The 13920-nt window shown below is 68.7% G+C and carries 13 protein-coding genes and 2 pseudogenes; 4 read left to right on the forward strand and 11 right to left on the reverse strand.

The features are described 5' to 3' along the window. Positions 1-25: 25 nt before the first annotated feature. Positions 26-829, reverse strand: a complete 804-nt coding sequence (locus ON31_RS06465) for an MIP/aquaporin family protein (protein ID WP_440589916.1) — start codon at positions 827-829, stop codon at positions 26-28. A 273-nt stretch (positions 830-1102) separates the two neighbouring features. Between ON31_RS06465 and ON31_RS06470 the strand changes: the two genes are divergently transcribed. Then, positions 1103-1867 (forward strand): IclR family transcriptional regulator, encoded by a 765-nt coding sequence (locus ON31_RS06470; RefSeq protein WP_039810372.1) that lies wholly within the window; start codon positions 1103-1105, stop codon positions 1865-1867. A 52-nt stretch (positions 1868-1919) separates the two neighbouring features. Further along, positions 1920-3428 (forward strand): glycerol kinase GlpK, encoded by a 1509-nt coding sequence (gene glpK, locus ON31_RS06475; protein ID WP_039810375.1) that lies wholly within the window; start codon positions 1920-1922, stop codon positions 3426-3428. A 13-nt stretch (positions 3429-3441) separates the two neighbouring features. On the opposite strand, the gene ON31_RS06480 is transcribed toward glpK, so the two are convergent. The 3 genes and pseudogenes from ON31_RS06480 to ON31_RS38525 form a co-directional block, all read right to left on the reverse strand. Continuing rightward, complete coding sequence (locus ON31_RS06480; RefSeq protein ID WP_039810378.1) at positions 3442-3813, reverse strand: DUF742 domain-containing protein; 372 nt, start codon at positions 3811-3813, stop codon at positions 3442-3444. Continuing rightward, the gene (locus ON31_RS38520; protein ID WP_373282971.1) at positions 3810-4775 is read right to left on the reverse strand and encodes a sensor histidine kinase; all 966 of its coding nucleotides are present in this window, start codon (positions 4773-4775) and stop codon (positions 3810-3812) included. Before ON31_RS38520 ends, ON31_RS06480 begins: the two co-directional genes overlap by 4 nt. 204 nt (positions 4776-4979) lie before the next feature. Further along, a pseudogene (locus ON31_RS38525) lies at positions 4980-5625 on the reverse strand (nitrate- and nitrite sensing domain-containing protein); the annotation flags it as partial. A gap of 505 nt (positions 5626-6130) precedes the next feature. On the opposite strand from ON31_RS38525, the gene ON31_RS36530 reads away from it, so the two are divergent. After that, positions 6131-6493, forward strand: a complete 363-nt coding sequence (locus ON31_RS36530; protein WP_373282972.1) for a hypothetical protein — start codon at positions 6131-6133, stop codon at positions 6491-6493. Positions 6494-6534: 41 nt separating this feature from the next. On the opposite strand, the gene ON31_RS37770 is transcribed toward ON31_RS36530, so the two are convergent. The 6 genes and pseudogenes from ON31_RS37770 to ON31_RS06520 form a co-directional block, all read right to left on the reverse strand. Next, positions 6535-6765: a hypothetical protein gene (locus ON31_RS37770; protein ID WP_039810384.1), complete on the reverse strand. Its 231-nt coding sequence runs from the start codon at positions 6763-6765 to the stop codon at positions 6535-6537. Between the two features lie 301 nt (positions 6766-7066). Then, positions 7067-7471, reverse strand: a pseudogene (locus tag ON31_RS38530) (hypothetical protein); the annotation flags it as partial. A gap of 92 nt (positions 7472-7563) precedes the next feature. Next, a complete protein-coding gene (locus ON31_RS06505) occupies positions 7564-8298 on the reverse strand; it encodes a DUF8020 domain-containing protein (protein WP_147286972.1) in 735 nt (244 codons plus the stop codon). 14 nt (positions 8299-8312) lie between these two features. Further along, positions 8313-9014 carry a DUF8020 domain-containing protein gene (locus ON31_RS34530; RefSeq protein WP_051036929.1) on the reverse strand — a complete coding sequence of 234 codons (702 nt, stop codon included), beginning with the start codon at positions 9012-9014 and terminating at the stop codon, positions 8313-8315. A gap of 53 nt (positions 9015-9067) precedes the next feature. After that, positions 9068-10330 carry an amidohydrolase gene (locus ON31_RS06515; RefSeq protein ID WP_169335002.1) on the reverse strand — a complete coding sequence of 421 codons (1263 nt, stop codon included), beginning with the start codon at positions 10328-10330 and terminating at the stop codon, positions 9068-9070. Beyond that, positions 10327-11565 (reverse strand): MFS transporter, encoded by a 1239-nt coding sequence (locus tag ON31_RS06520; RefSeq protein ID WP_051036930.1) that lies wholly within the window; start codon positions 11563-11565, stop codon positions 10327-10329. Before ON31_RS06520 ends, ON31_RS06515 begins: the two co-directional genes overlap by 4 nt. Before the next feature lie 48 nt (positions 11566-11613). Between ON31_RS06520 and ON31_RS06525 the strand changes: the two genes are divergently transcribed. Beyond that, positions 11614-12678 (forward strand): Lrp/AsnC family transcriptional regulator, encoded by a 1065-nt coding sequence (locus tag ON31_RS06525; RefSeq protein ID WP_085996350.1) that lies wholly within the window; start codon positions 11614-11616, stop codon positions 12676-12678. A 39-nt stretch (positions 12679-12717) separates the two neighbouring features. Here the strand turns inward: ON31_RS06525 and ON31_RS38535 are convergent, their stop codons facing one another. Further along, positions 12718-13278, reverse strand: coding sequence for a hypothetical protein (locus tag ON31_RS38535; protein WP_147286971.1), 561 nt, complete (start codon positions 13276-13278; stop codon positions 12718-12720). Positions 13279-13920 lie beyond the last annotated feature (642 nt).

Consider the following 13920-nt stretch of genomic DNA (forward strand, 5'->3'; position numbering starts at 1 on the left):
CTGTTTGGTGCTGCGCGTGATTCGATCAGAAGATGAGCTGCGAGACGAGCCCGGCCAGCACGCCGCCGATCAGCGGGCCGACGACCGGGACCCAGGAGTAGGCCCAGTCACTGGATCCGGCCGTGGGTTCGGGCGCCGGTCGGGCGGCCGCGCCCAGGCTCGCGGAGTGCGCGTGGACCGGCTCCGGGGCGGTGCGCCGCAGCGGCAGCACCGCGTGCGCGATGCGCGGGCCGAGGTCGCGGGCCGGGTTGATGGCGTAGCCCGTCGGGCCGCCGAGCGAGGCGCCGATACCGACCACCAGCAGCGCGACCGCGAGTGGGCCGAGACCGGAGGGCGTCTTCCCGAACGAGAGCACCACCAGGACCAGGATGAAGGTGCCGATCGCCTCGGTGGCGAGATTCCAGCCGTAGCTGCGGATGGCCGGGCCGGTCGAGAAGACGGCCAGCTTCTTGCCGTCGTCGGTCTCGGCGTCGAAATGCTGCTTGTACGCCACGAATACCAGACAGGCGCCGAGGAACGCGCCGAGGAGCTGCCCGGCCACATAGGCCACCGTCGATCCGAACGAGATGGCGACGCCCGGGGCGTACTCCTGGGCCCCGCTGCTCAGAATCCCCAGTGTCACCGCGGGATTGAGGTGCGCGCCGGACTTGAAGGCGACGTAGACGCCCGCCATCACGGCGAATCCCCATCCGAAATTGATCAGCAGCCAGCCACCGTCGGCGCCCTTGGACTTCGCCAGCAGGACATTGGCCACGACTCCGCCGCCGAGCAGTATCAGCACTCCCGTGCCGAACACCTCGCTGACGAAAACCTCTGCGAGACCCACGATTGCTCCAATCGTCCGTGGGGTGGTCCCGGACCACGTTGCCCGGACCCCGAAAGTGCGCAGAACTCTACGGTGACGTGACACACATTCAATCCGGTCGGTTCGACAATGTCGAACGCTCGATTCCGTCGAATCTGCGCGTTACGCTGCCGAAAGGTGCTATGACCTAGATCACAATTAAGAAGGCGCAGGTCATGATGGGGCGCCGACCGTGGGCACGCGGCGGTTCGGCGTTCGACATTGTCGGACTGCGTTCGATGGAATACGTTGTCCGCTATGCCGGGCCCGGTGCAATCGATCGAGCGTGCGGGCGCGATGCTGCAATTGCTCGCCCGCAGTTCAGGCGGTCTGGGTGTCGGTGATATCGCCAGCTCGCTCGAGCTCGCCAAGGGGACCGCGCACGGCATTCTGCGGACGCTGCAGGCCATCGGCTTCGTCGAACAGGATCGCGGCGGCGGGAAGTACCGGCTCGGTACGGCACTGCGGTACTCGGGCGCCGGTCACCTGGACGCCAATGAACTGCGTTCCCGGGCGATCAACTGGGCCGACGCTCTCGCCGCGCGCAGCGGTGAGGCCGTCCGGATCGGTGTGGTGTCCCAGGACCGTGTTCTCGTGGCGCACCATGTCTTCCGGCCGGACGACACCCCGCAGACCCTCGATGTGGGCGCGCTGCTGCCGCTGCACGCCACCGCGCTCGGCAAGATCCTGCTCGCCTACGACAGTGATCTGGCGGCCCGCATCCGCGCCGGGAAGCTCGAGTCGCTCACCCGCCGCACCGTGATCCAACCGGCGCTGCTCGCCAAATCGCTGGCGGATGTCAGGGACAACGCGTGGGCCGGCGAGTACGGCGAACTCGAGCCCGGCGAGGCGAGCATCGCCGCCTCGATCCGCTCGCACGGCGGCCTGGTGGTCGGTGCGATCGGCATCTCCGGCGCCGCCGAACGGATCTTCCCGACCGGCCGGGGACCGGACCCGGCGCTGCTCGGCTACGTGCGTGACGCTGCCCGCGCGGTGTCGCGAGATCTGGTCGAGAACAAGTAAATCCCGGGGCGCGAGGGCCCCAATTCGCTCTACCCGCAGAAAGGCGCGCCCAATGACGCAGCGCTATGTGATGGCCATCGATCAGGGAACGACCTCGACCCGCTGCATAGTGTTCGACCCAGCCGGTCGGCTGGTCTCGGTGGCGCAGCGCGAACACCAGCACTACTTTCCCAAGCCCGGCTGGGTCGAACAGGATGCAATGGAGATCTGGCGCAATGTCGATCGCATCATTCCCCGCGCCCTGCGCGATGCGAGCATCGCCCGCGAGCAGATTGTCGCGCTCGGCATTACCAATCAGCGCGAGACCAGCGTCGTCTGGGACCGCCACACCGGGCATCCGGTGGGCAAGGCCATCGTGTGGCAGGACGTCCGCACCGCGGATCTGGTGCGATCGCTGAGCGATCGGACCGACGCCCACCGCGTGCCCGAGCTGAGCGGGCTGCCGCTGGGCACCTACTTCTCCGCGCCCAAGCTGCGCTGGCTGCTCGACTCCGTCCCCGGATTGCGGGCCCGCGCCGAACGCGGCGATGTCCTGTTCGGCACCATGGAGACCTGGCTGATCTGGAATCTGACCGGCGGCGTCGACGGCGGCATCCACCTCACCGACGTCACCAATGCCAGCCGGACCCTGCTGATGAATCTCGAGAACCTGGAGTGGGACCGGGAGTTGTTGTCCTTCTTCGATATTCCCCCGGCCATGCTGCCGGAGATCCGCTCCTCCAGCGAGGTCTACGGCGTCACGCGCCGCGTGGTGCCCGGCATCACCATCGCCGCCGCGCTCGGCGATCAGCAGGCGGCGCTGTTCGGGCAGACCTGTTTCTCCCGCGGGGACACCAAATGCACCTATGGCACCGGCGGTTTCCTACTCATGAACACCGGCCGGTCGCCGGTCCGGTCCACTCATGGACTACTCACCACCGTCGGCTACCGCATCGGCGACGCGCCGGCCATGTACGCGCTGGAAGGCTCCATCGCCGTCACCGGGTCACTGGTCCAGTGGTTCCGCGACGGGCTCGGATTGATTTCCAGCGCACCGGAAATCGAGACGCTCGCCCGCACCGTCGACGACAACGGCGGCTGCTATATCGTGCCCGCCTTCTCCGGCCTGTTCGCGCCGCACTGGCGCAGCGAGGCCCGCGGCATCATCGTCGGGCTCACCTCCTATGTCACCAAGGGGCACCTGGCCCGGGCCGTGCTCGAGGCCACCGCGTGGCAGACCCGCGAGGTGGTCGACGCCATGAACGCCGACTCCGGGCTCCAGGCGACCGCGCTCAAGGTGGACGGCGGCATGACCACCGACCACCTGCTCATGCAGTTCGTGGCCGATGTCCTCGACGTTCCGGTCAAGCGCCCCATGGTCATCGAGACCGTCTCCCTGGGCGTCGCCTACGCCGCCGGGCTGGCCGTCGGCTACTGGGCCGACCTCGAGGTGCTGCGCCGCAACTGGCATCGCGCGGCCGAATGGCAGCCGCAGGCGGATCCCGAACACGTGAAGGCCGAGTACGGCAATTGGAAGCGCGCGGTGGAACTCACCTTCGGCTGGTCCCAGCCGCCGAGATAGCTGCCGCCGACTGTTACAGGGCCTGAATCCCTTTCAGGACCGCACGGAGCACGGTGAGGTCGTCGGCGGAACCCGGGCCGACGGCGGGAGCGCGGAAGTCGAGGACGCCGTCACCGATGAGATCTCCGACCAGGATTTTGGTCGCGGTGATCGGCAGGTGCAGCCGGGCGGCGATCTCGGCCACCGAGAGCGGCGATCGCGTCAACTCCACGATGGCGGCGTATTCGGGTTCGTGGCGGCGCAGCCTGCCGAGGCTGGAAGCCACCACTCGGGTGACCATGTCCACATCGGTGCGGCGGGTCTCGGATCGGCCACGCGTTACCGCGTAGAGCCGCACCACCGGCCCGGCTTCCTCGTCGTACCACGAATCCGGTGAGTCGTTCATGAGTACTCGGGCTGCGCCGGAATTCGCTGCTCCCGAACAGGATCGGCAGCGCCCGTATCCGGAGCGGAGGTCGTGAGCGCGTTCGGGATCAGCACGATGGCCTTCACGCCGCCATAGACGGACTCCGTGAGCCGCACCGTAATACGGTGGCGGGCCGCCAGTTTCGCGACCACGAACAAGCCGAGCCGGATATCTCCGGCCAGGGTCGCGACGCTGAAATCCGGTGGCTGTGCCAGCAGCGCGTTGCGGGCGGCCATATCCTCCTCGGTCATACCGAGGCCCTGATCGGAGATCTCGATGGCGATTCCCTTGCCGACCAGAGCACCGGTGATCTCGACGGGCGACTCCGGTGGGGAGAACGTGGTGGCATTGTCGGCCAGTTCCGCCAGCAGGTGGATGATATCGGTGACGGCGGGTCCGACGATCTGTGTCTCCGGCAGCTTTCGGACATGAATTCTGGTGTAGTCCAGCGATTCCGCGCCCGCACCGCGAACCACGTCGATCAGCGGCACCGGGTTGCGCCACTTGCGTCCCGGCTGTTCCCCGCCGAGCACGATGAGGTTCTCGGAGTTGCGCCGGGCCCGGGTCGCCAAGTGGTCGAGCTGGAACAGCAGTTTCAGCCGGTCCGGTTCCGGTTCCTCCCGCTCGGCCTTGTCGAGCAGGGCCAGCTGGCGGTGCACCACGCCCTGGGACCGGTGGGCGATCTTCACGAACACCGCGTTCACGCCCGCGCGGGTCTTGGCCTCGGCCACCGCCGCGTTCACCGCCGCCCGGTGTGCGCGGTTGAAAGCGTCGGCGACGTGGCCGATCTCGTCGGACCCGAAATCCAATCGGTCGGCGTCCTGGTCGAATTCCTCGCCGGCCGAGAGTCGGCGGATGGTGTCCGGCAATCGTTCATCGGCCAGTTCCAGGGTGTCCCGGCGTAGCCGGCGCAGGCGCGCGATGAACTTGTTGGCGAGCACCAGCGCGCCGAGGAAGGCCAGTAGCGCGAGCGAGAGTACGCCCGCTCCGGCTGACAGCGAGTTCCGCTCGAGCCGATTGCCTTGTTCGGTCGCCTCGAAATGCGCGTCGACACTTTGGTTTTCCCACAGGTTGAGCAGATCGCGCCGGACCGTGCCAGCGACCTGCTGCCATTCGGTCAGCGTCAGCGGTAGCGGATCGGCGGATTCACCGGAAGAACGACCGCTGTCGCCGGCCGCGGTGACCGGGCCTCGCTGGATGATCGCGTCCTCCATGGCGCGCAGCCGCTGCCATTCGGTGCTGGCGGTGATCGCCTTCCATTGGTCCAGGTGCGCCCCCTGCAGCACCGACCCGATGTAGGCGACCTCGCCGCGTCCGTCGCCGATGTATCCGGTCAATTCCACCAGCAGCTCCGGCGACAGCTCCCCGGTGAGCATCATCAGCGAGCCCAAACCACTGGTCCGCGAGATGGATTCGGCGGCCCGCAACGCATGCACCGACTTGTACAGTTCGACCGCGATATGGGAATCGGGTGCGACGTCCGCCGAGATCAGCCAGCCGTTGATGATGGCGGCGACCGCCATGCTGTACGCGGTGAACGCCTCCGCGGCCGGAATCGCGCGCGTCGATCGCGGCCCGCAGGGCCGGCACCTTCTGGCCGACACCGACCCGGAAGAACCCGTCCTTCAGATCGGGCCGCAGCTCCGACAGCGCATTGGCCTGGGCCACCACCGCCGCGTACCCCGCATCGGACTGCTTGCGCGCCGCCGGCAAGGCGAATCCGGCCGAGTCGTCTCCGGCCAGGAACAACAGCGAGAGCCGGCGCTCCTCCTGGAACGCCTCGATCATCATGATCGACGGCCCGGAGGTGCCGCGCGCCAGTTCGGCGAACCGGTTGGCCTCCCGCCCGCTCTGCACCAGATAGGCGGATCCGCCTATCCCGATCGCGAGCAACGCGATACTCGGAATGAGCACAATGACCAGCACTCTGGTCCGGACGCTGACGGTCCGCCGCCACCGTGCTGAGATCTTGCGGAGGAAACTGCTGCCGATCACCGAATTCTCGCCTACTCACAGGTCTGGCTAACCGCCAGCGGTTCTCGCAAAGCTAGTCACTGAAACGCCACCCCCGCAACACTTTCGCCGATTACGGCCAGAAGTCCGGATGTACTGCGCACCGCGGCGGATGACAACATCGGCTGGGCCACACCGTGGTCATGGCGTATCGGTCGGCGAACTTCGACGCGGAAGCCTTCAACGATCCGTTCACCTTCGACGTCCCGGCGCGATATCGCGCGCCATCTCCAGCGCCGCCGACACCATCGGCGGTGAATACGGCCCGCGGTCGCTGCGCACCCTGCGCGCGGGCGGCATTGTCGTCTCGCTCGCCTCGCCCGTGGAGGCGGGGCTGTCCGAGGTAGCCGATCCGCTGGGGTTGCGGGCGCGGTTCATGATCGTGGAAGCGGATCGGGCCGGGATGCGGGAGATCGCGGCGCTGGCCGGATCCGGTCGATTGACGCCGCGCGTCGATACGTCACCGAGACCTGTCCGCCGCTGGGAGGATGATCACCGACTGCTACTCTTCTCGCAGCTCACGGTACTCAATATCGGTCGGGTCGAGCCCGTTCTGGAGTGTGCCGGTACCCGTGCTGTTCCTGTAAGAGCGGCCCCGCTGCCCGGACATGGTCTGTCGCTGTGCCTGCTCGAGCAGCAGCGATAGCGCGTGCTCGACTTCCGATAGTCACGCCGAAGGAATGGGTGTCAGCGCGGGCCGACCGTGGACTTCCGCATGCCGGTGTCGAAGATGTCGTTGGCGATCGCCAGCCCCAGGGGTAGGCCGCCTATGCCGAGGGGTCTCGGGGCGAAGTCGAATTCCCAGTGGACGCCCAACCAGATTCGGCTGCGGCCGTTCTCGACGATCATCTGGTGGAGGCCGTCGGGGAAGGTGCGGACGTGGCGGGGGCGGACCGCGCCGGTGTTGTCCGTGGTCACGCCGTTCAGCTCGTCGGAGATGAAGGTGAGGCCCGCGGCGACGCCGGTCGGGCGGCAGACCGTCGATGAGGAATTGCGGGATGGTGCTCAGCAGTTCGGGCGCTACGCCGGTGGCCCGCACGATTCGCTGCGATTCGAGATATACGTCGTCACCGCGGTGCGGTGGATCGATCTGGTGGCGGCGGGTCGCGGCGAACAGTTTCGAGCGCGCACCGTAGAACGGCCCGTGGAAACCCTGGTCCGGATTGAACGGGTCCGGGCGGTGCCGATAGCGCTCGGGTGCGGGCCGATAGCCCTCGTCACCGACCCCGGGATCGTCCGAGCGGTCGTCGAGAATTCGTTCGGCGATCAGGCGGCCGTACTTCAACCCCTCGTCGACGCCGGGACCGCTGAGCCCCGGGTACGCCAGCGCCTCGTCGAACGCTCGTGTCTGGCTCGGGTACAAGGATGTCAGCGTTCGATGCGCCGCTCCGGCCACCGCCGCGTCCGCGGCCGCGCCCGGTGGGGCCGGTGCCGAATCCGGCAGGTACGGGCAATATTTCGTGCCCGCACCCAGTGCGCCGATGTACCCGTCGTGCATGGCCAGATGCACCATCGCCAACGCGCGTGCGCTGAGCGGCGGCCCGGTCTGTTCCCCGGCCCCATTACTGTGACTTACTCGATTAGCTTCCAGCGCAATGGAATTCCAGTACAGGATTGAGTCCATGACTCCGCCTCCCGTCGAGTTCCTTCCAGTGCAACACACGGGCTGATCGAACAACAGCCCGAAGAAGCCGGGGCAGGCCGCGTCCGGCCCTGTCAGCGCCCCGCGGAACCGCTCATCAACGCCTTGAACGGCAGCGGCGGCAGGCGCAGGTTGGCGTCGGGGACGCCGGTGCCGTTGGGGTCGAGCAGGCCGTCGTCATCGGCGTACGCGCTCTCACCCGGTGCGGCCTGGAGGGTGGTGATGTATTTCCACAGACCGTCGGCCAGGGCCACGCCGCCCACCGCCAGGGTGCCGAGCAGGCCGCCGCCGGCGGCGAAGGCCATGATCGCCGCCGGTGTGGTCGCCAGGCAGCCCGGACCGACCACCAGGCATGAGCCGAGGCCGAGCGCGGCGCCCACCAGCGCGCCCAGCACGAACCCGCCGAGGGTGCCGACCAGTGCGCCCTTGGTCATGTTTCCGGCCCATTCACCCAGTGCCAGTTGGTTTTCCATGGGTGAGGCGATCGGGCGCGGTCCGCGGTCCGGGGTGAGCACCAGCGTGCGTCCCGCATCGTCGATGCGGTGCCGGATCGGGTGCACTGCACCGTCGAGTTCGAACGCCAGTGGCAGGCGCAGGACCTCGTGTCCCGTCGGGTCGTGGGCGAGCACCGTCCGCCCGTCCGCGGTGAGCGCGAACGTCGCGCCGTCCAGGGTGGTGGTGACGGAGCCGTCGGCGACGACGGAGCTGTAGTGCGCCGTCGGTGGGTCGGCGGCGGCGGGTGTGGCCGCCGCGCCCACCGCCCCGGCGGTCACGATCGCGGCGAAAGCTGTTGTGCGAATGCGCATCATCGGTCTCCGTCCACTCAGTTCGCGGGTGCCTGGACGCCCGGCAGGTGCGGGGCGTACCTGCTCTCGCCCGGAGCCGCGTTGAGCGTGGTCCAGTAGTCGAAGGCCGCCGCCGCCGCGCTGGGACCGCCGCCGAGGATGAGACCGGCGATCCCGCCGGCCGCGGCGACCATGCTGACGATGGGCAGCACCGCCACCACACAGCCCAGGCTCAACACCAGGCAGGAGGCACCGGCCAGCGCGATGCCCACGCCGACGCCCGCGACCGCGCCGATCGCGGTGCCGATCAGGCTGCCGACCGAGGTGCCCAGGCTGACGGCGTTGATGAGATCGTTCATGGCGAGCTGGTTTTCCAGCGGTGAGGCCACCGGTCGCAGCGCCGTCCGGTCGAGGCCGTCGAGTTCCGGGGTCAGCCGCAGGGTGCGGCCGTCGGCGGTGATCTGCTGCCGCAGCGGCAGCCGTTGGCCGTCGAGGGTGAACGACAGCGGGACCACCTGGAGCGGGCGTCCGGCGGTATCGCTGATCGTGACCGACCGGGTATCCGCGGCCAGGGCGAAGGACCCGTGGTCGAGGGTGGTGACCACGGTGTCGCCGATCAGGTTGGCGCGGAAGGAAACCGGTTCGGCGGCGGGCTCCGGTGCCGCCGTGGCGGTCGCGGTGCCGGTGACGACGCTCGCGGCCAGGAGGGCCGTGGTCAGGGCTGCTCGACGAATACTCATCTGTTGTTCCTCATCATGGGTGGTGCATGCCGTCCGGCAGGGACGGCCGGGGGTTACGCCTTGACGGCGAGTTCGGTGCGCGCGGCGGTGACCATCGCGGCGGTGGCCGCGGGCAGGGTCTGTTCCGGATCGGGCGCGAAGTGCGGCGAGTGATTGGCGGGGATGTTCGCGGGCAGGGTGTGGTCGGCGAGCATGACCGCCCGGTCCTCCTCGGAGAATCGGTCCAGGGGGTATCCGCCGATATGCCAGAACACCGAGGGGCATTCGGCTGCGGTACCGAGTACGCCGAAGTCCTCGCTGCCGGTCTGCGGGTGCGGCAGCGTGAGCGCGGGGAGCCCGGCGGCGGTGAACGCGGCGAGCACGCGATCGGTGTCGGCGGGGGTGTTGACCGTGACCGGGAAGCGGTCGTAGCACTCGATCCGCGGCGCTTCCGGCGCACCGGCGGCCTCCACCTCGGCCCGGGCGAGCCGCTCGATCCCGTCCAGCATCAGCTGCCGGGCGCTGTCGCTGAAAGTGCGTAGCGTCAACAGCATTTCGGCGGTCTCGGGAATGATGTTGGGCCGGGTTCCCGCGTGCAGCGCGCCCACCGTGAGCACCGGCGACGACGGCCGGGCCGTCTGTCGCGCGGTCAACGATTGCAGGCGCAGCACCAGCGACGCCGCCATGGACACCGGGTCCACGGCCAGGTGCGGTGTGGACCCGTGACCGCCCTTGCCGCTGAGCACGATGCGCACCGAATCCGAGGCGGCCATGATGGGGCCGCCCTTGCTGGCGATGAGCCCCGCGGGCAGCGGACTCACGTGCTGGCCCAAGCAGATTCGCGGTCGCGGCACCCGCTCCAGCAGGCCGTCGTCGAGCATGGCGCGCGCCCCGCCGCCGGTCTCCTCGGCGGGCTGGAAGATGGCCACCACGGTGCCGGCGAAGGGTTCGGCGGCGAGCCGTGCGCAGGCGGCGAGCAGGGCGGTGACGTGCATGTCGTGCCCGCAGGCGTGCATCACACCGGGGTTCCGGGACATGTAGTCCAGTCCGGTGTCCTCCTGTACGGGTAGCGCGTCCATATCGGCGCGCAGCCAGATCACCGGGCCGGGTCCGCCGTGCAGCACGCCGACCACGCCGGTGCCGCCGATGCCCTCGCTCACCTCCCAGCCGGGCAGGGCACGCAGCTCGTCGGCGACCAGCCGGGCGGTGTCGAATTCCACCCCGGACAGTTCCGGATGTGCGTGCAGGTGCCGGTACACCTGCTGCCAGTGCGGATCGACCGTCCCGTCCGGCATGGGGAAACCGTTGTGCGGCAATTGGTCCGGGGTGATGGTCATGCGAGGGTCTCCTTCGGCTCGGGAGCGGGTGGTTGCGGCAGCAGGGCGCGGAAGGCATCGGCGGTCTGCGGCACGACGGCCGCCGCCGCGATGGCCAGCACCGGTCCGAGGGTCAGCGTGGCGAAGGCCGCGGTGTACGAGACGTGGTCGGTGACCGCGCCGAACAGCAGGGGAGTGACGACTCCGGCGAGCTGGCCGCCGAAGATGATCACCGCCGTGGCCGAGCCCAGCAGTTCGGTGGGCAGTGCCCGCAGCGGGACCGCGAAGGCGGGCATGTAGCACAGCGACGCCACCGTGCCCAGCACCGTCGCCGCGATCACGAAGACGAGTACCGATCCGGCGTACGGCAGGGCCACGGCCAGCGCGGCGGTGACGATCATGGCCGGTACCACTATGTGCCGGGGCCGCCCGTCGATGCGGTCCGACAGCCGCGCGCCCGCCACCGTTCCCACCGCCGCGAAAACCGTGGCGGGCAGTCCGATCAACGCGGCCGTGCTGGTCGAGACGCCGTACTCGTCGTGCAGATAGGTGGGCATCCACGCACTCAGCCCCCACACGATCGCGTCGTAGCCGAAGAAGATCACCGCGAAGCCCAGCAGCGCCGGTGAGCGCATGACCAGCCGTCGCAACCGGTAGTCGCGCACGGGTCGGGCATCGGGTGCGGCCACCGCCTCCGGCAGCGGGTCGGGCATCCAGCGTCGCCACGCCAGCAGTACCGCGACGCCCAACAGCGAGATGAGGGCGAACATGATGCGCCAGCCCACGGTGGGCAGCAGGATCGCGGCCACCAGGGCGGCCAGCAGGGTGCCGACCGCGTTGGAGGCATTGGTCCAGCCGCTGGCGGTGGTGCGCTGCTCGGGCAGGCTGCGTTCCGACAGGGCCTTCAGCGCCGCCGGGGGAAAGACGCCCTGCACCAGCCCGAACAGGAAACGCATGGCGAGCAGTGTGGAGAACGACCAGGCCACCGCGGTCAGTCCGGTGAAGACCGACCAGGCGAGCAGGCCGATGGTGCCCATCGTGAGCGCGCCGTAACGGTCGGCCAGCAACCCGGCGGGAATCTGCATGCCCGCGTAGGCGAGGAAGAACACCGACACCACCATGCCCAGCTGGGTGTGGTCGAGGTTCAGGTCGTCGCCGATCGCGGGCAGCGCGAAGTTGATGACGATGCGGTCGATGTAGTCGGCGATCCAAGCTGCCGACAACAGCAACACCGTGATTCGAGTGGTACGCAGCAAACCCGTGGTTCCTCCTCTTGGCGTGGCGGTGCTGTCACAATGGGTCATGTGTTCTACAGCACATCGGAAACGCCGGAATCCGACATCGGTAACACCCCCGCGCAGGGTTTCGACGCCGCAGTCGAGTTCGGCGAGCGCGACTTGGACCTGGTGAACGCGCTGCAGATCAGCCCGCGGGCACCCTGGTCCCTGATCGGCGCGTCCCTCGGCATCGACGCCACCACGGCGGCCCGCCGCTGGCAGCACCTCACCGATGCCGGCCTGGCCTGGACGACCGCGTATGCGCCGGAGTTCGCCACGGTCGGCTACGTGCGCCTGCGATGTCGCCCCGATACGGTCGCCGAGGTCTCCGCCCGGTCCAGCACGTACGGCTGCGTGTTCGCGGTCGACCGGACCAGCGGGCGCTACGACCTGCAACTGTCGGTCGCGGCCGAATCACCCGCCGCCCTGGACGACTTCCGGGTCCGCTGGCTGGCCGAGCACCCCGGCATCGAGGAGGCCCGCCTGGCCGTTGCCGTGCACCAGTACTCCGACGGCAGCCACTGGCGTCCCCGCGCCCTGGACCCGACGCAGGAGGCGCTGCTGACCGAGGGCGACGAGCGCGCCCCGGGAGCGCCGCGCCGCCGCCGTGGCGATCGGGAACTGGTGCTCGCCCTAGGCGCCGACGCCCGCCGCAGCGCGGTCGAACTGGCCGCCGACACGGGTCTCAGCGACGCAACGGTGCGCCGCCGCATTTCGGAGATGAGCCGCTCCGGCCGCCTGATCTTCCGCTGCGATTTCGCCCAGCAGGCCGCGGGCTGGCGGGTGAACACCAATCTCCGCGCGCGCATCCCGGCCACCGACCTGGACGCCCTCGGTGCGGCGTTACCCGAGTGGCCGGAGATCCGGCTCTGCGTGGTGACCGCCGACGACGACAGCAATGTTCTGCTGATCGCCTGGCTACGCACCCCCCAGGAGCCGATCGCTTTGGAATCCCGCCTCCTGCACCACTTTCCGACCCTGCGCATCACCGAACGCTCCTACACCCTCAGCGCCCTCAAACGCATGGGCCGGCTGCTCGACCCCCGCAGCGGCATCGCGGTGGGACATATCCCGCTCGACGTCTGGTCCTGAACGCGACTCGTCGAGCGGCGGCTCGTCTACCCCTCCGTGCTATTCGCAGCCCACCCCGTCGCGGTCGCGATCGAGCCCGTACTCGTCCGGCCCGATGACCCGCACGGGTCCCGGTGTGTACACCGGCCCGTTGCCGCTCCCACCGGCGCAGTCCACATCGCTGACGATCGGCAGGCAGGGGTCGTAGGAGGGGTGACAGCCGGAACCCGCTGCGGGCGGTGCGGTTTGAGGTTCCGGCGGAACGGCCTGCGGCACCGGTGCAGCTGGCGCGATCGGTGGCGTCTCGGCGGTGGTCGGTGGCCGGGTCGGGGTGGCGGGTGGTGCGGTCGCGGACGGCGGCGCGGCGACCACTGGCGGCGCTGCCACCGGTGAACGCTCCGAGTCCGGCCCGCTCGACGCGGTAGGAATCACCTGCGAGTACTCCGTGTACCGAGGCGTCGTGGACTCGTACCGGTCGACGCCATCGAGCAGGACGGCAAGCGTCGCACCGAACACGACCACCCACACCGCCGCGGCGATACCGACCACGACGACGACCACAGTCGGCACCGCGCCGTGCCGTGCTGGTCGCGGCGGCGGATGTTCTCGGGGATATGACATCGTGCCCCCCACGAGCGAGGGAGAGCCGTGGTGGATTCCGGCCGTGTACCGATCTATCGGCCTCCCACCTGCGGCGTTACTTGACGGCTGGGTTGCGTGGGTGCCCGGTGGGCGGCCTCGTCGGTGAGGTCGTCGTAGCCGACGGCGAGTTCGGCGAGCCGCTGCCAGGCGTCCCACTCCGGTATAGATCGCGATAAGCGAGTCCGATCCTCGCCACCAGGTGTCGGCCAGGCCGCGAATCTCGGTCACGGGTTCGAAGGTGCTCAACGGAGGTTCGTCGATCAACCCTTCGATGCTTGCGTGCAATGGCACCCACCTATCGCCGTCTACGCCGAATTCTCCTGCGGGACCGAACGTGAATCTGTTCGGGTTGGCAGTTTGCGAAATTCGGGATCCTGCGGCACGTTTCGACATCGTCGCCGACGTCGGAATCATCCCTCATGTGCCGGAATGGCAGCTGAGGATCGCCGAAATCCCTTGTGCTTGCCGCTTCGAAGATAGGAGTAAGCATCTGAAGATTCTGATATCACATGACTATTACTGTTCTGCGGCAAGAGAATTCGCGGTAGAATGAATGCATGATTCCGGAGGGGGAAAGTCAGGACGGTGATACCGCCGCCGATTTGCGCGCTGCGATGGGCA

It is taken from the genome of Nocardia otitidiscaviarum NBRC 14405, assembly GCF_000308635.1.
In the GTDB taxonomy this organism is placed as follows: domain Bacteria; phylum Actinomycetota; class Actinomycetes; order Mycobacteriales; family Mycobacteriaceae; genus Nocardia; species Nocardia otitidiscaviarum.

Coding starts and splice junctions, on each gene's coding strand:
- ON31_RS06505 (WP_147286972.1), bottom strand. CDS start 8,298: ATGATGCGCATTCGCACAACAGCTTTCGCCGCGATCGTGACCGCCGGG.
- ON31_RS34530 (WP_051036929.1), bottom strand. CDS start 9,014: ATGAGTATTCGTCGAGCAGCCCTGACCACGGCCCTCCTGGCCGCGAGC.
- ON31_RS06470 (WP_039810372.1), top strand. CDS start 1,103: ATGCCGGGCCCGGTGCAATCGATCGAGCGTGCGGGCGCGATGCTGCAA.
- ON31_RS06480 (WP_039810378.1), bottom strand. CDS start 3,813: ATGAACGACTCACCGGATTCGTGGTACGACGAGGAAGCCGGGCCGGTG.
- glpK (WP_039810375.1), top strand. CDS start 1,920: ATGACGCAGCGCTATGTGATGGCCATCGATCAGGGAACGACCTCGACC.
- ON31_RS06515 (WP_169335002.1), bottom strand. CDS start 10,330: ATGACCATCACCCCGGACCAATTGCCGCACAACGGTTTCCCCATGCCG.
- ON31_RS38535 (WP_147286971.1), bottom strand. CDS start 13,278: ATGTCATATCCCCGAGAACATCCGCCGCCGCGACCAGCACGGCACGGC.